We start from the raw sequence: 17,361 nt of genomic DNA, 5'->3' as shown, positions 1-17,361 counted from the left end.
CCAGACCATGCGGCCGACGTCCCGCGATCAGCGACATCTGTTGCCGAAACCGGGACGTGCGCGGTTCGCTGGGGGCATGGACGACTCGAACGAACGAATCGCTGCCGCGCTCAACGAAGTGGGACCGCGGCTGAAGCGGATCCGCGCGCAGCGCAACGTCAGCCTCGCCGAGCTGGCCGGCTCGACAGGCATCTCGAAGAGCACCCTGTCGCGGTTGGAGACCGGCCAGCGCAAGCCGAACCTGGAACTGCTCCTGCCTCTGGCGCATGCGTACGGAGTGCCGCTGGACGAGCTCGTCGGGGCACCGGAGGTGGGCGATCCACGGGTGCGGCTGAAGCCGCACCAGGTCCATGGTCGGACCGTCATTCCGCTGACGCGTCAGCCGGGTGCCGTCCAGGTGTGGAAGATCGTCATACCCAAGACGAAGAACAAGGTCGAACTGAAGACGCACGAGGGCTACGAATGGCTCTACGTCATCTCCGGGAAGCTGCGTATCGTCATCGGTGAGCACGACCTCGTCCTCGGTCAGGGCGAGGTCGCGGAGTTCGACACGCGGGTTCCGCACTGGTTCGGCACCACCGGCGAGGCACCGTGCGAGGTACTGTCCGTGCTGGGCCGACAGGGCGAACGCATGCACGTGCGAGCCCGCCCCAAGGGCCACAGCGATGGCGATCACTGACCCCGCAAACCGCCTCGGCCACGAAGGCATCGTCGTCGCCGGCGCATGAACCACCGATGAGCCGGCCCACTTGTCCGATCCTGTGCATGTGACGAACACGACGACCGGCCCGCATCCGCGTCACCGCGAAGGCCGAGGCATGACAGGCCTCCCCGACAGCCCCGAGTACGACCGGCCGCCTCCTGCTCCTCTGGCGTTCTCAGGCCGGCGCCGCCCATGCCCCTCAGTCATCATGAAGCGGACGCAAGACGTCGCATGCCTTTCTCGCCCCGAGCTACACCGGGGACTACCGGTAGAAAACAAGGCTCTACGTTCTGTTGAGACGCGGGTGCTCAGTTCTGTACCGGCCTGCGGGTATCCGGAGGCTGTCCTGTGCCGTACGCGAGTACATTCACCACGTCGTCGCGAGGAGCGCATTCCAGAGCCCGGCGGCTCAGCCTGTACACCCAGAAGTGATGCAATCCGTACACCAGTGGCCCTGACAGTGCCAGTGCAAGCTCCGCCTGCCATGGCATTGTTCCCGTCGGCAGTGCCGTCGCGAACGGCGAAACCACTGCGGCTACTCCTGTAGCTCGCATTCTTCTCACCATTCCCAACCGCTGTCATCTCGCTGGGCATGCAGAATTGCCCGCCGAGTAGGCCAGACGTGGACCGTGACGCGAAGCGCGTGAGCGAGATGGCGGTGGCGTGGCTCAGTGGCGAGGTCCCAGAGTTCGCTGCGCCATTCTTCTGCGTAGCGGGGGCGTTCTGAAGCCGGGAGGACGCGCACCGCGGAACAGACAAGCCACTGCGCGGGTAGGCTCACGCGCCTTTGAGCCGAGCTCGAATCGGAGGTTGTCTCTGGGCGGTGCAAGGCGGACGTGAAGTCATGCAGCAAGGCCGTGGCCTCGTCGCAGGCTCGGGTGATGCGCCTGGCCCGAGCGCTTCCACGGGGGTATGCGCGGTCGAGTTGTCGTGCGAGCTCGCAGGACGTACCGGAAACGTGCTCGAGTCCCTGTGCGAGGTGGGCGGTCCGGGCCTCGAGAGCGGCGGGTGCCCCGATCGCGGACGGGAGGCGGACTGCGCGGAGATGTAGATGGGCGACGGCTTCGGCCACGTCGAACGCGAGGTCGACATCGCTGCTGACAGCACCTGCACGCTGGAGGGCGAGAGCGCGAGCCAGTGTCCGGGCGCGGGTGTCGGCACGAGCGAGTTTGCGGACGAGGTCACGAGCCAGGCTGCGAGCCTGGTCGGCCTCGAACTCACCGACGACGCTCGGGGTGCTCGAAGGAGAAGCCGGACTCATGCGCCGGCACCTCCGGTCAGGCCCGGACGCAGGACGCCGAGCGCGTTTCTGGCGGCAGTCGTACGAGCGAGTGCTTCCCTGGCAAGCACGGCACCGTCTGGACTCAGTCGGTAGTAACGCCGACGGGGACGCCCCTGCTCGTGCGGATCAGTATCCTCCCAATGTGAAATCAACCAGCCTACGGATTCCAGGCGAGCCAGAATCGGATGGATCGTGCCGCTGGCGAGTTGGGCTTTGGCGCAAATTTCCAACCCGTACAACTCTTCAGCGGGCTTCTCCAGGAATGCCCGCAGCACCAGCTGTGTCGGGAGTGTCATCCTTGGAGTGGAGGGCTCTTCAGGCATGGTTCAACTCTACCTAGCCCTAGGTAGAGTTGAACCATGCTTCGGTGACTGACATAAATGCGAAATATGTTCGCATCGCTGTTATGGCGAGCTCACTGTCCTTTACGAGGTGGCTGTGCTGGTCGCAGCCCTCGACGATTGGTGGTGAACAACGCTTTCCGATGTTCCCCAGGCCGGTCCGGCGGTACGGGCCGCGGAGCCCCGACCCGAAGGCGCCGCCTGCCCCGCAACGGCGGCATGATGGTCTCGGTACGGGCGGACTTACGCGGTACGGGCGGTACTGAAGCTGGCCGTACGGCAGGGCGGTGACCCGGTGAAGGCGGTGGCGGTCTCCGCCGGGCAGGGCATCCCGCACAAGTTCCTGGAGGGGATCCTCGGCGGCCTCCGGCACGACGGCTACCGGCTCGCCCTGCGCGTCACGTCCGCAAGATCCTGGAGGGCGTCACGGTGGCTGATGTCGCCGCGGACGCCCTCCCGGCCGGAGTCCGCGACCTGGCGGCCGGGGAGAACCGGTGACCGCCGCTACTTCAGCTCGTCGGCGGTGTAGTAACCGGCCAGGACGGAGCTGTAGTTGCTCTTGTCGACGCTCGCCGGCTGGAGCAGGTAGGCGGGCACGGGCTTCACGCCGTTGTCGTAGCCCCTCCTGTTGTTGATCCTCGGCGTCCTGCCCTTGAGGATGTCGTCGGCCATGTTCGCGGCGACCGTGGCCAGTTCGCGGAGGTCCTTGTAGACGGTCTGCGACTGCTCGCCCGCGATGATCGACCGCACCGAGGCCAGTTCGGCGTCCTGACCGGTGATGACGGGGAGGTCCTTGCCGTCGGAGCCGTAGCCGTACGACTTGAGCGCGGACAGGACGCCCAGGGAGATGCCGTCGTACGGCGACAGGACCGCGTCGACCGTCTCGCCGTTGTACGACTTGGACAGGATGCGCTTCATGCGCGCCTCCGCGGTCGTCCCGTCCCAGCGCAGCGTGGTGATCTCGTCGAGCTTGGTCTCGCCGGACCGTACGACCAGCTGCTTGCTGTCCAGGTACGGCTGGAGGAGGTACATCGAGCCCTCGTAGAAGTACTTGGTGTTGTTGTCGTCGGGCGACCCGGCGAACAGCTCGATGGTGAACGGCCCCTTGCCGTCCTCCAGGCCGAGGCGGTCGATGATGTAGAGGGCCTGCTGCCGGCCGACCTGCTCGTTGTCGAAGGAGACGTAGTAGTCGACGTTCTTGCTGCCCAGGATGAGCCGGTCGTAGGAGATCACCGGAATGCCGGCGTCGGCGGCCTGCTGGAGCACGCCGGTCAGCGACTTGTTGTCGATGGCCGCGATGATCAGCGCGTCGACGTGCTGCTTGACCAGGTCCGCGACCTGCGTGACCTGGGCCTGCGGGTCGTCGTCCCCGTAGACCAGCTTGGTCCGGTACCCCTTGGCCTCGAGGTCCTTGACCATGCTCTTGCCGTCGGTGAGCCAGCGCTCGGAGGACTTGGTCGGCATGGCGATCCCGATCGTGCCGTCCCCGGAACCGGAGCCGGAGCCGGCCGCGCTCTCCTTGCCGCACGCGGCCAGGGCGAGGACGAGGGAGGCGCCGGTGATGATGCCGAGAGCGGCTCTTCGAGTGCGCATGGTGATCGTTCCTTGTTCTTCTCGTCGTTGAGGGAGCCAGGTACGCCGGCGTCCTGCGGGGTCCGGGCGCGCTGGACGGACCGGACCGCGGGGAGAGGGCGCGGCGTGAGATCGAAGGATGTGCGGCGGTGCGGCCCGGCATCCGGGTCTCGTCGACACTCGTGATGCCTCTGCCGGTGTGCACCTGTGGGCACGTCGGGCCGTGCTACGGCATTCCGGTCACGTGGGTGCTGATTCCGGTGGTGCTCAGAGCGCTTGCCTTCCGCCGTTCGAAATCTCGACACAAGGTCGGAAATGTTTGCGTGACCTTAGGAGGGGGTTTGCCGGGTGTCAACGGTTTGAACAGGAACGGTCACAGAGAAGAGGCGGAACGGGGTGCCGGTGTGAACGGGTCGAGGTGAATGGCCGGAGTTCGGTCTGGGCCCGCTCCGCGCGTCTCCCTACGCTGCGAACGCCCCGTCCCTTCACAGCAACTCCATTTGAAATTAACAGAGTTGGTGTGACAGGCGGGACGCAGCCACCCCCCGATCCCAGGGAGAGACCATGACAGGTGGGCTCCTTCTGAGCGGTGCCGTCGCCGCTCTCGTCACCTCCGCGATTCCCGCGCACAACCCGTCCTCCGGGTTCGTCGACCCGCCCCCGGACAGGATCGTCATCGACGTCGCCACGGTGAACGGCTCCGGCTGCCCGGCGGGCACCGCGGCCGTCGCCGTCTCCGAGGACAACACGGCCTTCACCGTGACCTACAGCGACTACCTCGCCCAGGCCGGCGGCAACTCCGACCCCACGGCATTCCGCAAGAACTGCCAGCTCAACCTCGTCGTCCACGTCCCGCAGGGCTTCACCTACGCCATCGCCAGCGCGGACTACCGGGGCTACGCCCTGCTCCAGCCGGGCGCGAGCGCCGTGCAGCGGGCCTCGTACTACTTCCAGGGCTCGTCCAGCACGGTGTACAAGAACCACACCGTCAGCGGCGCCTACGACGACAACTGGCAGGCGACCGACTCGACGGACTGGGCGCAGCTCGTGTGGGCGCCCTGCGGGGTCCAGCGCAACTTCAACATCAACACCGAGCTGCGGGTCAACGCGGGCACCTCGGCGCCGGGCAAGGTCAGCTTCATGACCATGGACTCGACCGACGGCGACATCAGCACCGTCTACCACATGGCCTGGAAGGAGTGCCCGGGCAAGTGAGGTGAGCCGAAGGGACCGCCCGTGCGGGTGCGGGCGGCCCCTTCGCGCTCACCTGCCCGCGTGGGCGACGAACTCCGCCCAGGCGGCGGGGGAGAGGGTGAGCCGGGGACCGCGCTTGTCCTTGGAGTCACGGACGTGGACGTGGTGGGGGAGGGTGGCGACCTCGATGCAGTTGTCGCCTGAACCGCTGCTGTAGCTGCTCTTGAACCAGGCAAGTTCGGACGTGCTCATAGGTCTCCTCGCATCCGTCGCAACAGGCTCACGGAATCCTGGATGGCGAGAGCCTGTGAACGAATCCTGGCATACCTGTTCTGGAGGACGCTGATCCCTTTTGCGTCGGAGATGAGGTGCCCGCTCTCTTGGCCCTCGCTGTATCCGAACCACTTGTGTTTAGGGGTTTCCAGCAGGGCGATCGGGCCGTGCAGCCCAGCGTGGGAGGGCTGGACGAGGGGCATGACCTGGACTTCTACGTTCCGCGACTCCGCCACCTTCAACAAGTGGTCGATGGCTTCGCGGGTGACGTCGATGCCCCCGGTCTGCCGCAGCAATACGTGTTCCTCGATGATGAAGTTGAAGGCGGTGTTCGGACGTTCCCGCAGCAACTTCTGCCGTTCCGCCCTGGCTGCCCAGTTGGCCTCGATCTGCTCGTCCGCCAGCGGCGGCAACTCGTCGGCGAACAGTTGTCGTGCGTAAGCCTCCGTCTGCAAGAGTCCGGGGATCATCCTGCACTCGTAGTTGAAGAGGCCGATGGCCAGCTTCTCCATCGAAGCCCACCGCCGAAACCAAGCCGCCAGCCCCGGTTGCCGTACGAGGTGCTCCACGGCGCGCCGTAATGCCCCCGTGTTTCCCAGAACCCCCTCCGCCGCCTCGACGAAGTCCACGTCCGGCATGCGCCTGCCCAACTCCACCGGGGCCACCGTGTGCTTGGAGAAGCCCACCAGCCCGCCGAACTCCTCCCTGCTCAGCCCGTTGAACTCGCGCAGGGCCTGGACCACCGCGCCGAACGTCCGCAGACTGTCCGACGACTCCGGCTCGCCGCTGCCCGTGCCCACCTGCCCGTCGACCACCATGGTCACCTCCCGCACCCCATGGTCACGCCCCGTGACGAGTACTGTCCACCCGGTGACCGCGTACGCTCGCGCGGCGTACGCGGGTCGGACCTGGTGAACCCCCCTGTCGGCCCGTCACATTGGCGGCATGACAGTACGTCCCACCCCCCAACCCCTGTTCACCGTACGTGTGTTCACGCAGCGGCTCAGTGCCACGCCGAGGGGCGCCCGTCTGGCCAGGCACCTCGCGCTGCACCAGCTGGAACGCTGGGGCGTCCCGCACGGCACGGACGTCTCCGACGCGGTCGCGGTGATCGTGGCGGAGCTGGCGGCGAACGCGGTGACGCACGGCCGCGTACCGGGAAGGGACTTCGAGCTGCGGCTCCTCCTGATCCCCGGAAGCGTCCGGGTCGAGGTCACGGACACCCGCACGGGCCCGCGTCCGCCCGGCCCCGGTGCCGTACGTCCGCCGTGTCCGCTCGGCGAGGCGGGGCGCGGGCTGCTGCTCGTGGACGCGGTCGCCGCCCGCTGGGAGGTGCTGGACCGCGCGCCCGCGCCGGGCAAGACGGTCCGCGCGGAGGTGGACGTACCGGGCTGGCTCGGCATCGCGCGACGGGCGGGCGCCTGACGGGGGTCGGGCACCGGCCGCAAGGCGCTTCCTCGTTCCCGGGGAGCTGTCCGCGGATGTCGGGCCGGTGGGTCCTGGCCCGGTCCTCCCGGTCGCCGGGCCCTGGCCGCCGGTGGTCACGGCCGGCGGGTCATGCCGTCCGCCAGAATGCTGATCAGGCGGATGAGGGTGGGTTCGAAGGCGATGCCGAGGTGGGCCAGCGAGGGCTCCTCCGCGTAGAGACGGGTGAGGGTTTCGGCGGGGTGCGCGGCCTGCCACAGGGGTGCGGCCATGGCGATGACCGCGATGACCAGGTCGCCCGCCTGCGCCCTGTCGAGTCCGCCGGCCGAGGCGATGGCGGTGACGAGGGTCTCCACGCTGCCGAGAGCGACGGTCTTGAAGGCGCGGACGCGCTCGTAGGTGACCTCGCGTTCGAGATTGAGGGGAACGTGGGTCAGCAGGTCGCAGAAGAGCGGCCGCTCGGCGAGTGAGGCGGTCAGGGCGCGGGCCAGTTCGTCCGGGGTGACCCGGCGGTCGGCCAACCGCGCGGCGACGTCCTGCGACCAGTCGCGGTACCCCTCCTCGGCGAGGCTGAGCAGGATCTCCTCGCGTGAGGAGTAGTAGCGGCGGACCGCCGAGGCGTGCACGCCGGCATGGCCGGCGATCGCCGTCAGGGTGACCGCGCGGACGCCGTCGCGGGTGCCCAGGGAGCGGGCGGCCTCCATGAGGTCGGCGGCCCGCTGCTCCTTGTGGTGGCGGGAGTAGGCGCGCTGGAAGGTGTTCGGCTGCGTCATGTGATCGATGTTAGCAACGCAATGGGCTTGCGTTGTACAACGCAAGCCCATTGCGTTATTGTCGTCGTGGCAGGCGGACACGACGGGCTCCTCGTCCGCAGGCCGTGTCGGACGGGCGCCGCGATGCGTGCCCGGCAGTTCAGGAGCCCGTTCCGCGGGAATGTCCGGCCCCGCCCCCGTGCCCGGCGCCCTGCCGCGGCCTCCCCCCTTCCTCTTTCCCTCCCTCCCACAGCCCGAGAAGCAGGAGCGTTCCCATGCGTGCGATGACCATCAGTGAATTCGGCGGGCCCGAGGTCCTGGTCCCGGTGGAACTGCCCGACCCGAAGCCGGGAGCGGGGCAGATCGCCATCGACACCAGCCACGCCGCGGTCGGCCTCGTCGACGTCCTCTTCCGCCGCGGCGACCTGGCCGGCCGGCCAGGCTTCCCCCGGCCGCCGTTCGTGCCCGGCCTGGAGGTCGCCGGAACCGTCCGCGAACTGGGCGAAGGCGTCACCGGGTTCCAGGTCGGCGAGCCGGTCGTGACCCTGTCCCGGATGAGCCTGGGCGGGTACGCCACCGTGACACTGGCCGAAGCCGCGATGACCGTCTCCCTCAAGGGGAGTGACGTGGACCCGGCCCAGGCCGTCGCGGTCCTGCCCAACGCCGTCACGGCCCACCTGGCCCTCACCCGCGTGGCACACCTGCGGGAGGGCGAGAGCGTACTGGTGCACGGAGCCGCCGGAGGCCTGGCCGCCGCCTTCCCCGCCGTCGCCCGCTCCCTGGGCGCCTCCCGCATCACCGGTACCGTCAGCTCGCGGGCCAGGATCGCCGACACCGACCACCTGGACTACGACGAGGTCCTCACCAGCGACCACTTCGTGAAGGCCCTGGACGGCCGCCCCGTCGACGTCGTGGTCGACCCGGTCGGCGGCGAGCTGCGCACCGCCGGCCTGGACGTCCTGGCCCCGCTCGGCCGCATCCTCGTCCTCGGCCACGCCGCCCGCACCCCGGACGCCCCCGTCACCGGCGACGAACTGTGGAGCAGGAACGCGAGCATGCTCGGCTTCGCCGTCGGCCCCTACCTCCAGGCCGACCCCTTCGCCGCAAGGCCCTCCGCCGCGCACGTCGTCACCCTCCTCGCCGACGGCCGGCTGACCCAGCGCGTCGACGAACTCCCCCTCTCCGAAGCCGCGGAAGCGCACCGCCGGCTCGAGGCCCGCGAAGTCCCCGGCCGCATCGTCCTCACCGTCTGACACCCCGGAACGCGCCGCGGGCGCCCCTCGGCGCGGCCGGCGAAACGCACCCGGGGCCCGTCGGGACCTGCCGTGCCCCACCGCCCGCCGTTCACCGCCCGTCGCCCGCCACCCCGGTGGGGCACGACAAGCCGGGCGACCTCCCTCGCCGCCCGAACGACGGCTCCCTCTCCGCCTCCCCACCTTCCCGCCTCTCCGCCTCCGCTCGCGCCGCCGAGCCGCGGCACCCGGTCGAGAACGACCCGGTGCGGAAGTGATCCCGAGAACCTCCCTCCGACAAAGGACTCATCGTGAAGATCGTCAGCCAGCACTTCATCAACGGGCGTTTCGTCGAATCCCACGGTCAGGAGACCGTCGACGTGCACAACCCCGCGACCGGTGAACTCATCGGACGCTCCACACGCGGTGACGCCGTGGACGCCGAGCGGGCCATCGCCGCGGCCAAGGCGGCTTTTCCCGCCTGGTCCACCACCAGCCTGGAGGAGCGCAAGCGGTACCTGCAGCGGATCGCCGACGCGCTGACCGAGCGCATGGACGAACTGGTGGCGACGACCGTCGCCGAGTTCGGCGCCCCGCCTCTCTTCGCCGGCTACATCGACGGCCAGGCCCGCGACTTCTTCCTCCTCGTGCAGGACCTGCTCGAGATCAACGAGCTCGTCGACGACCCGATCAGCCCCTTCGGCGGCTTCAAGATGTCCGGTTTCGGACGCGAGTTCGGCATCCACGGCCTCCAGGCCTACCTCGAGACCCGCACCGTCTTCGCCGACTGAGACGCCGTACGGTCCGCGGATCCCACCCGCGATGCCCGTGGTGTTCACGGCGTCGAGCAGGACGCCCCGGTCGGGGACCCGCCGGGAACGGGCTTGAGTCTCCGGTGACGGGAGACCCCAGAGTGGGGGACATGGACGTCACGACCCTCTACCCGATCGGGGAGCTCTCCCGGCGAACCGGCCTGTCGGTGAAAGCCATCCGGTTCTGCTCCGACTCGGGGTTGGTGGCGCCGACCACCCGAAGCCCCGCCGGTTACCGGCTCTACGACCTCGACGCACTGCTCCGTCTGGAACTCCTGCGCACCCTGCGCGAGCTGGGCGTGGACCTGGCCACGATCCGACGGGTCCTGGACCGCGAGCTCTCGGTGGCGGAGGTCGCCGCCGCGCAGGCCGACGCCGTGGACGTCCGGATCCGGGTGCTGCGACTGCGCCGGAGCGTCCTGCGAGTCGTGGCCGGACGCGGGTCCGACCCCGAGGAGACCAAGCTCATGCACAGGCTCACGCGACTGTCCGGCGAGGAACGCCGGCGTCTGGTCGACGACTTCGTCGCCGGCACCTTCGGCGCGGAGGACGTCGACCCGGCCGCGGTGGCCATGGTCCGCGCCGCCACCCCCGACCTCCCCGAGGACCCGTCCAGCGAGCAGGTCGCCGCATGGGTGGAGCCGGCCGAACTGGTCGGCGACGAGGAGTTGGGGTCCGAGTGGGAATGAACCAGGAAACCGGTGTTGCTGTCAGAAGTTTCGACAGGCCGTGATCCGGGCCACCAGGGTGGCGATGGGAGGGGCCGGAATGCGAGCGAGACGTGCCACACGTCAGCGGTCAGGTAGGTCGCAGGCGCGAATCGGTGTCGTGGGCGGGTGGCGAGGGCGTCCGCCACGCGAAGAGGGGTACCGGTAGTCCTACGCGGTTGGCTACGTAATCGTTTGGTGGGGGGTGTCGGTTGGGGGTGGTGTGTCGGTGGGGACTGGTTGGATGCGGGTATGTCGGATGATTTGAACGTTGATGGGGCCGGGGCTGCAGACGGGCGATTGGTGGATCCGGGGTTTCTGGTGAATGCCGACCCGGATGAGGTGCTGGGCCTGGTGGATGCGGCCTCGGGGCCTGCCGCACGGTTGGCGGGGGCGGTGTACCGCGAGTCGGCCTATCTGCACCGTGACGCCGGTACGGGGGTGCGGCGGCAGTTGCTGGCCCTGGACGCCGCCCGGTTCGGGGACCGGGAACTGGCGGCACGCATCACCTCCGTGCCGGTGGAAGGCAAACCCGACGCATGGTGGGCAGTGGAGTGGGCAACGAGCAGCACGATCCACCTTCGCTTCCAGCACGCGCTCCCCGGCCACGCGGACACAGTGAGTGCGGTGGCGACGGAGGTGGTGGAGGGCCGGCCAGTCGCCGTTGTCGCCGACGGCAGTGAGACGGTGCGGGTGTGGGACCTGGCCACCGGCCGACCTGTCGGCGAGCCGTTCGCCACCGGTGGAGTGGCGACGGCAGTGATGGAGGGCCGGTCTGTCGCCGTCACCGGCAGCCGGGACGGGACGGTGCGGGTGTGGGACCTGGCCACTGGCAGGACCGTCGGCGAGTTCCTCACTGACCACACTGGGCCAATACACGTTGAGGCGACGGCAGTGATGGAGGGTCGGCCTGTCGTCGTTGCCGAACACGACAACAAGACGGTGCGGGTGTGGGACCTGGCCACCGGCCGGCCAATCGGCGAGCCCATCACCGGCCACACCTATGGGGTGTGGGCGGTGGCGACGGAGGTGGTGGAGGGCCGGCCAGTCGCCGTTGTCGCCGACGGCAGTGAGACGGTGCGGGTGTGGGACCTGGCCACCGGCCGGCCGGTCGGTGAGCCCCTCACCGGCCACACCGAGCCGGTACGCGTTGTCGCGACGGGGGTGGTGGACGGCCGGCCAGTCGCCGTCACCGGCAGCTCCGATGAGACGGTGCGGGTGTGGGACCTGGCCACCGGCCGGCCGGGCCGGAGCTGGTGTTTCCCGTGGACGTGGGCGCGGTGGCTGTTGCTGCGGATGGCCGGCTGGTGGTGGGGTTCGGCCGGGATGTGGCGGTGCTGGCCCGCCACCGCTCCGTGCCGTGGAGCCCGTTCCCCGTTGCCACGGCCCCGACCCAGGAAAGTCGTCAGCGTGATGTCCAACCTCCCCACCCCACCACCGGTGATGACTGGGAGTCGTCACTGACACAGGCCTTCAGCGTCCTGCTGAACCACCCCCTCGCGGACTTCGATTCCGGCGCGGAATACGCCGCCTGCTACAGCGGCAACTGGCTCTACGAGACCGGGGCCGACAAGGATCCCGTCTGGCTGGAGCCGGCCGCTCTCACCGGCCGGGAGACGATAACCAACGAGAACCTGCTGCTGCTCGACGAAGTGGGCTACCCGGACCTTCGGTTTGACGCGAGTCGGTCACTGTTCGAGATCTACACCGACGCGGCGGAGTTCCCGGCCGCTTTCAAGGAAGGCCTGGCGGCTGTCAAACTGGCCGGCTCCGATCGCTACCCTCAGGTCAGGGGCGCCGATCTGGCGCGCCTGACGGCACACCACGGGGTCGACCTCACCTCACCGGACCTGCTCGCGAAGACCTGGCGACTGACGGACGCCAGGATTGCGTCGGACGGCACCCTCCTTGACGCCCTCCGGGTCGCCACCGGCATGGGCGAGGACCCCGACAGCCTCGTGCCGCGCGAGGAGACAGCCGCGACGACGGAGGCAGCGATCACAGCCGTGGAACACGCTGGTCTCCGAGCGCACCTGCGTGCGTTCTGCGACCCCCGCTCCGACGAACTCGCCTTCTGTCCGCGCAAGTCCAGTGAGGAGGACAGCCCGCTGGTGGCCAAGTGGGAGGGCGCCGTGGACCAGTACGAGATCACCGTGAAGCGGGTCGAGACCTGACCCGACTCCTGCGGATCGGCTTGTTCCGGTGGGGCGACAAGATCTCGCGAGAGGGAGAGCCAGCCGAATCCGGCTGGCTCTCCCAGCCAATGATTCTCACAAACGAACCTTTGCCAGAGCGAGATCGAGAACGGGCTGCCGGGACCCCGTTGATCTCGGATTGATTCTCAGAACCCGCTCTCACGCAAAGAGGGGAGTCGCTCCCTTCCGAGAATTGTTTGTGTCGAGATCCGAGGCCATGGCGGACCCTCACGAGCCCTCCCCGACCGACGCGGACGAAGTCGAGCGTCATCCCTGCCCCCGCCGCGGCGCCGAGCCCGGATCGCCGTGCCGCTCGCGCGGCGGAGCGGTCGCCGGCACCTACCACGCCGGCCGGTTCACGAAGGTGCCCCGGCTCGCCGAGCTCTTACGGGTGCCGACACCGGCCGACCGGAGCCCGGGGCAGTCGTGGCGGCCCGGCACCCCGCCCCCGGCGCCCATCGACCCGGACACCCCCAGCGCGGACATCCGCATCGGGTACGCGCGATGCTCGCACCTGAGCCAAGAGCTCCAGTCGCAGTTGGATGCTCTGGCCAAGCACGGCATCCCGAGGGACAAGATCTTCAGCGAGAAGATCAGCACCCGGGTGCGGGTGCGCCCGCAGTTCGAGGCCGCGCTGCAGGCCGCCCGGGAGATCAAGGCCCACGCCCCGCACTGCCGGGTCATCGTCACGGTGTACGAGATGAAGCGACTGGGCCGCGATGCCGCCGAACTCACAGCCCTTGCGGACCACCTCACCGCCCACGGCCTGGTGCTGGAGATGCTCGCCGGTCCCCTCCAGGGAATGTACGACCCCAGCGGGGCGGGAAGGCTGCTGTTCGCGTTCTTCGCGGCGATGGCAGAGACCGAGCGGGAGAACATCCGTGAGTCGACCCTGGAAGGGCTCGACGCCGCAGCCCGCAAGGGCAAGCACGGTGGCCGGCCCCAGGTCATCACCGATGACATGCTGCACACCGTGCTCCGCCGGCGCGCGCTGGGCGAGTCCGTCGAGCAGATCCGCCCCGACCTGTGGATCGCCACCGGCAAGCGCAAGGGCCACAATCCCGGCCTCGCCAGCATCTACCGGGCGCTCGCCGAGCACGAGAAGACCCAGACGTACCCCGAGGCCGTCGAGGCGGCGCACGCCGACTTCGCCGCCCTCCGAACCGAGGGCCGGGGCGACGACGTTCCGCAGCCCCGCCACCACACCCTCGCGCAGCATTGCTCGTAGGGTGCGCGCCGGCTCAGCGGTGACCCCCCTGGGGATACCGAGAGATGTCCCGGACCGTGCACATCCAGTTGGACGGAGTGAAGGCCGTCTGGGCGGATGAAGCGTGATGCCTGCTGCCTTTCGGTAGCTCGGTGCCGCGCTGGCCGCAACGCCGGTTCCTCCTGGACGTACCTCCAGAATCCTCCCTTCCGGCCGTACAGCCGGAAGTCCCCGGTATGCACGGCCAGCGGGTCTGCCCACCAGATGCGGTGATGATCCGGACCGGAATGGAAGATCACCGAACAAGCAGTTGGAGAGGCTGAGACCCTCGCGCGCGAGTCACGTAAACGATCAAGGAGCGCGCGGTGCCCACCAACTTTCTCAGTGAGGACCAACCGAAGGCCTTTCGTCCCCGCCGGGCAGGCGGGTACGTGGCCCGTTGCCGGTCGGACCGGCGGACGGGGAGACCGGCCCCGGGCCGTCATCGCCTCAAAGGATCCAGGGCCGCTTCGGGCCGGTGTTTCCCGCGCCCTGTCGATGCGCAGGTGCATCCGGTCATTGCGCTGACGGGGAAGAAGAAAGCGGGCTCTCCTGTTTTTCGATGTCCAAAGTATTGCAGTAAGTAATATTTACGAACTTTTCTATCGTTCGTCCGTCCACAGGACTTAGTGTCGATGACGTGAAGATCTGGTAGTGGAAGGTGTCGTCATGGACATCCCCTCCGATGCGCTGAGCCGCGTCCGGTACGGGCTGCGCGAGGCGGGCAGCGCGTGGGAGATGTCGGCGTCGCTGGCCGGCTCGTGCGCCTGGCTGGGGGTGGTGGGCTGGGCGCTCATGCTCTCCCAGGAGGACGGCAGCCACCTGTTCCCCTGTGGCATCAGCGGACTGCCTTCCGTCTGGGAGCCCCCGCTGCGGCCCCTGGAACGCTCCGGCAGCTGGCCGGTCTGCTCGGCGGCACTGGGTCACACCTGGACCGGTCACGGGCTCGAACGCCCCTATCCGCTGCCGCTGGCCACCGCCCCGGCGGCCGCGGCAGCCCTGCCGCTGCGCAAGTCCCAGGGCACGCTGGTTGCCCTGAGGCCGGGACCGGAGCCCTTCACCGCCGCCGAGGAGGCGTTCCTGTCGGCGGTCGCGGAAGACGTCTCCGACGCCCTGGCCGCCCTGCCGGGACCGCACCGGGCCGACGCGCTGCCCCGGCTGCGCGAGATCGAGCGGGGTGCCTTCGTCCTGGACCTGGCCGATCAGGACATCACCGCCGACAGCGTCTTCGCCGACCTGCACGCACTGCCCGGGCCGGGCCGGCATCCACTGTCCGCGGCCCTGGCGGCACTCCCGCCTGCGGACCTGCCGCAGGCCCGGCGCCTTCTCGCGCAGGTGGCGACCGGGCCCGGCACGTACGAGGTCGTCTACCGCGTCGTCGGAACCGAGGGGGAACGCACGCTCCAGGCCCGCTGTTCCCGCGGTACGGACGCCCGCGACCGGGTGGTGCTGACCGGCCACGTCACCGACATCACCGTCGACACGGACGATGCCGTCCGGCGCGAGACCCGCATGCACCGGCAGATGCGGCGCGCCGAACAGATACGCGCCCTCGCCTCCGCGTGCGCGTCGGTCGGCAGCACCAGCGAACTGGCCGCAGCCGCGTGTGACGTGCTGGCCGTCTTCGGCGCCGACGCCATCGTGCTCGCCGAAGCCGCCGACGAGCGCCTGCACGTACTGACCAGCCACGGGCAGCAACACCTCGACGCCCTCCGTGGCATCGCGCTGAGCACGAGTGCCCCCCTCACCGACGCCCTGCGCGAGCACCGCACCGTGTTCATCGCCTCCCACGACGAGCTCATCGCGGCCTACCCGCACTACGTCAACACCGCCCCCCTCCTGGACCGGCAGGCCTGGGCCGCCCTGCCGATCCCCCTGTCCGACCCCGACGCACGGCCGGCGGCCTGCATGCTGTCCTTCATCCGGCCCCACGCCTTCACGGCCGAGGACCACGCACTGTTCATCGCGGCCGCCGGGCTGCTCGGACGTGCCCTGGAGCGCTGCCGCGCCTGGGACGCGGAACACGCGCGCGCCGTCGAACTGCAGAAGGGCCTGCTTCCCCCCGCGCTGCCCCACCTGCCGGACACCGAACTGACCGCCCTGTACCTGCCCGCGGCCGCGGGCGCCCACGCCGGCGGTGACTGGTACGACGCCTTCACCACCGGCGACGGCGACCTGCTGCTCGCCATAGGAGACATCGAGGGACACGACACCCAGGCGGCATCCCTCATGGGAAGGCTGCGCACCGCCATCCGCGCCTACGCCGCGCTCACCGACGACCCCACCGAGCTGCTGCACCACACCAACCGGCTGCTCACGGAGGACAACGACAACGATCCCGAACGTGCCCGCACCGCCACCTGCTGCCTGATCGTCCTCTCACCCGCCACCGGCGAGATGCGCTGCGCCACAGCAGGACACCCCGCGCCCCTCGTGTACAGCCCCCGGGACGGCCTGCGCGAACTCGCCACGGACGGCGGTCCGCCCCTGGGCATCTTCACCGACAGCACCTATCCGTCCACGCTTCACCGGCTCCCCGACGGCGCCCAGCTGCTGCTCCACACCGACGGGCTCACCGACCGGCCCGGCACCGACCCCGCCCACGCCCGCGCCCTCCTGCACGACGCCTTCGCCCAGGCCGGCACGCTGCCTGCCGCGCCGGCCCTCGACCACATCACCACCCGCTGTCTGCCGGACGCCCGCGCCGAGGACGACTGCGCCCTGCTCCTGCTGCGCCGAAGCCCCGCCGGACAGAAGATCCACACCGTCCGCCGGCCGGACGCCACCGCACCCGCGGTGACGTCCGGCGTCGAGGTCAGCGTTCGACGCCCAGGGTGAGCGTTCCGGTGTAGCCCGCGGCGGGGGTGCTGCCCAGGGCGGTGAGGGTGAGCAGGCCCGAGGCGGCGCCGCCCTCGTCGTAGATGGAGTCCTGGGCGAGGGTGGTGCGGGTGACCGTGTTCGTCGAGTACGGCGAGACGCGCGCGACGGCGGTCGTGACCGTCTCGTTGAAGAAGAGCTGACCCGTGTGGAGCTCCTGGCCGCCGGTGAAGTGGCCGTCCGAGGTCACGGTGACGTTCGTGTGGACCTTGACGTGGATGTGGACGCAGCGGCCCCGGTACCAGCCCGGGTAGACGGTCGTGATCGCCGCGACGCCGCGGGCGTCGGTGAGCACGCCGCCGCGCAGGAAGGTGCCGTCGTCGGGCTCGTCGTGGCCGTTGTTGCCGACGAAGCCGGAGTACTCGCCGAGCGCGTCGGCGTGCCACAGCTCGACCAGGGCGCCCGCGAGCGGCACGCAGGTGTCGTCGTCGACGACGGTGAGGTTCAGCTTCAGCGGGATGCCCGCCTTGCCTTCGGTGATGTCGGCGCGGACGTACTGTCCGTCGAGGTGGTAGGGGCCTTCGGTCATCTCCTTCGTGAGGGTGCACACGGCCGCCGCGGCCACGGGGGCGGTGTCCGGCGCGGCCGGCGCTCCGGGGGCGGCGGCCGCACCCACGGCCAGGGTGGCGGCGGTGGCGCCGGTGGCGATCAGCACGGTCCGGCGTCCGACGGGACGGGGTACTCCTGAGGTGTCTGTCATGAACACGGCACCGTAGGGAGCGTTCCTGTCGGGGAGCTGTCAGTCGGGCA

Annotated in this window: 14 protein-coding genes and 2 pseudogenes; 10 read left to right on the top strand and 6 right to left on the bottom strand. The window is 69.6% G+C overall.

What is annotated here, in order from left to right; genetic code table 11:
• The first annotated feature begins 76 nt into the window (after positions 1–76).
• Positions 77–679: a helix-turn-helix domain-containing protein gene (locus ACIP5W_RS09490; protein ID WP_401469245.1), complete on the top strand. Its 603-nt coding sequence runs from the start codon at positions 77–79 to the stop codon at positions 677–679.
• Positions 680–1,960: 1,281 nt separating this feature from the next.
• Here ACIP5W_RS09490 and ACIP5W_RS09485 read toward each other — a convergent pair.
• Positions 1,961–2,308 carry a PadR family transcriptional regulator gene (locus ACIP5W_RS09485; protein WP_401469242.1) on the bottom strand — a complete coding sequence of 116 codons (348 nt, stop codon included), beginning with the start codon at positions 2,306–2,308 and terminating at the stop codon, positions 1,961–1,963.
• 237 nt (positions 2,309–2,545) lie between these two features.
• Here ACIP5W_RS09485 and ACIP5W_RS09480 point away from each other — a divergent pair.
• Positions 2,546–2,824: pseudogene (locus tag ACIP5W_RS09480) on the top strand (Rrf2 family transcriptional regulator).
• Between the two features lie 6 nt (positions 2,825–2,830).
• On the opposite strand, the gene chvE reads toward ACIP5W_RS09480, so the two are convergent.
• Positions 2,831–3,919 carry a multiple monosaccharide ABC transporter substrate-binding protein gene (gene chvE / locus ACIP5W_RS09475; RefSeq protein ID WP_401469239.1) on the bottom strand — a complete coding sequence of 363 codons (1,089 nt, stop codon included), beginning with the start codon at positions 3,917–3,919 and terminating at the stop codon, positions 2,831–2,833.
• A gap of 543 nt (positions 3,920–4,462) precedes the next feature.
• Between chvE and ACIP5W_RS09470 the strand changes: the two genes are divergently transcribed.
• The gene (locus ACIP5W_RS09470) at positions 4,463–5,113 is read left to right on the top strand and encodes a DUF4360 domain-containing protein (RefSeq protein WP_401469236.1); all 651 of its coding nucleotides are present in this window, start codon (positions 4,463–4,465) and stop codon (positions 5,111–5,113) included.
• Positions 5,114–5,161: 48 nt separating this feature from the next.
• On the opposite strand, the gene ACIP5W_RS09465 is transcribed toward ACIP5W_RS09470, so the two are convergent.
• Together ACIP5W_RS09465 and ACIP5W_RS09460 are read right to left on the bottom strand one after the other, a co-directional pair.
• Positions 5,162–5,344 carry a DUF397 domain-containing protein gene (locus tag ACIP5W_RS09465; protein WP_401469233.1) on the bottom strand — a complete coding sequence of 61 codons (183 nt, stop codon included), beginning with the start codon at positions 5,342–5,344 and terminating at the stop codon, positions 5,162–5,164.
• Positions 5,341–6,183: a Scr1 family TA system antitoxin-like transcriptional regulator gene (locus tag ACIP5W_RS09460; protein ID WP_401469748.1), complete on the bottom strand. Its 843-nt coding sequence runs from the start codon at positions 6,181–6,183 to the stop codon at positions 5,341–5,343. Before ACIP5W_RS09460 ends, ACIP5W_RS09465 begins: the two co-directional genes overlap by 4 nt.
• A gap of 127 nt (positions 6,184–6,310) precedes the next feature.
• Between ACIP5W_RS09460 and ACIP5W_RS09455 the strand changes: the two genes are divergently transcribed.
• A complete protein-coding gene (locus ACIP5W_RS09455; RefSeq protein ID WP_401469230.1) occupies positions 6,311–6,790 on the top strand; it encodes an ATP-binding protein in 480 nt (159 codons plus the stop codon).
• Positions 6,791–6,906: 116 nt separating this feature from the next.
• On the opposite strand, the gene ACIP5W_RS09450 is transcribed toward ACIP5W_RS09455, so the two are convergent.
• Positions 6,907–7,563, bottom strand: coding sequence for a TetR family transcriptional regulator (locus tag ACIP5W_RS09450; RefSeq protein WP_401469227.1), 657 nt, complete (start codon positions 7,561–7,563; stop codon positions 6,907–6,909).
• Positions 7,564–7,826: 263 nt separating this feature from the next.
• On the opposite strand from ACIP5W_RS09450, the gene ACIP5W_RS09445 reads away from it, so the two are divergent.
• The 6 genes and pseudogenes from ACIP5W_RS09445 (at position 7,827) to ACIP5W_RS09420 (ending at position 16,572) form a co-directional block, all read left to right on the top strand.
• Positions 7,827–8,795, top strand: coding sequence for a zinc-binding alcohol dehydrogenase family protein (locus ACIP5W_RS09445; protein ID WP_401469225.1), 969 nt, complete (start codon positions 7,827–7,829; stop codon positions 8,793–8,795).
• Positions 8,796–9,085: 290 nt separating this feature from the next.
• Positions 9,086–9,565, top strand: coding sequence for an aldehyde dehydrogenase family protein (locus ACIP5W_RS09440; protein WP_401469222.1), 480 nt, complete (start codon positions 9,086–9,088; stop codon positions 9,563–9,565).
• Positions 9,566–9,696: 131 nt separating this feature from the next.
• Positions 9,697–10,254: pseudogene (locus tag ACIP5W_RS09435) on the top strand (MerR family transcriptional regulator); the annotation flags it as partial.
• 279 nt (positions 10,255–10,533) lie between these two features.
• Complete coding sequence (locus ACIP5W_RS09430) at positions 10,534–11,757, top strand: hypothetical protein (protein WP_401469219.1); 1,224 nt, start codon at positions 10,534–10,536, stop codon at positions 11,755–11,757.
• Between the two features lie 948 nt (positions 11,758–12,705).
• Positions 12,706–13,716: a recombinase family protein gene (locus ACIP5W_RS09425; protein WP_401469216.1), complete on the top strand. Its 1,011-nt coding sequence runs from the start codon at positions 12,706–12,708 to the stop codon at positions 13,714–13,716.
• Between the two features lie 687 nt (positions 13,717–14,403).
• A complete protein-coding gene (locus ACIP5W_RS09420) occupies positions 14,404–16,572 on the top strand; it encodes a PP2C family protein-serine/threonine phosphatase (protein ID WP_401469213.1) in 2,169 nt (722 codons plus the stop codon).
• Here the strand turns inward: ACIP5W_RS09420 and ACIP5W_RS09415 are convergent.
• On the bottom strand, positions 16,550–17,311 hold the full coding sequence (locus tag ACIP5W_RS09415; protein ID WP_401469210.1) for an intradiol ring-cleavage dioxygenase: 762 nt from the start codon (positions 17,309–17,311) through the stop codon (positions 16,550–16,552). The genes ACIP5W_RS09420 and ACIP5W_RS09415 overlap by 23 nt on opposite strands.
• Positions 17,312–17,361 lie beyond the last annotated feature (50 nt).

The organism is Streptomyces sp. NPDC088766, from assembly GCF_044750845.1.
Lineage (GTDB): Bacteria > Actinomycetota > Actinomycetes > Streptomycetales > Streptomycetaceae > Streptomyces.
Note: the sequence above shows the minus strand (reverse complement) of the source record. Positions and strands in the feature narration are given on the sequence as shown.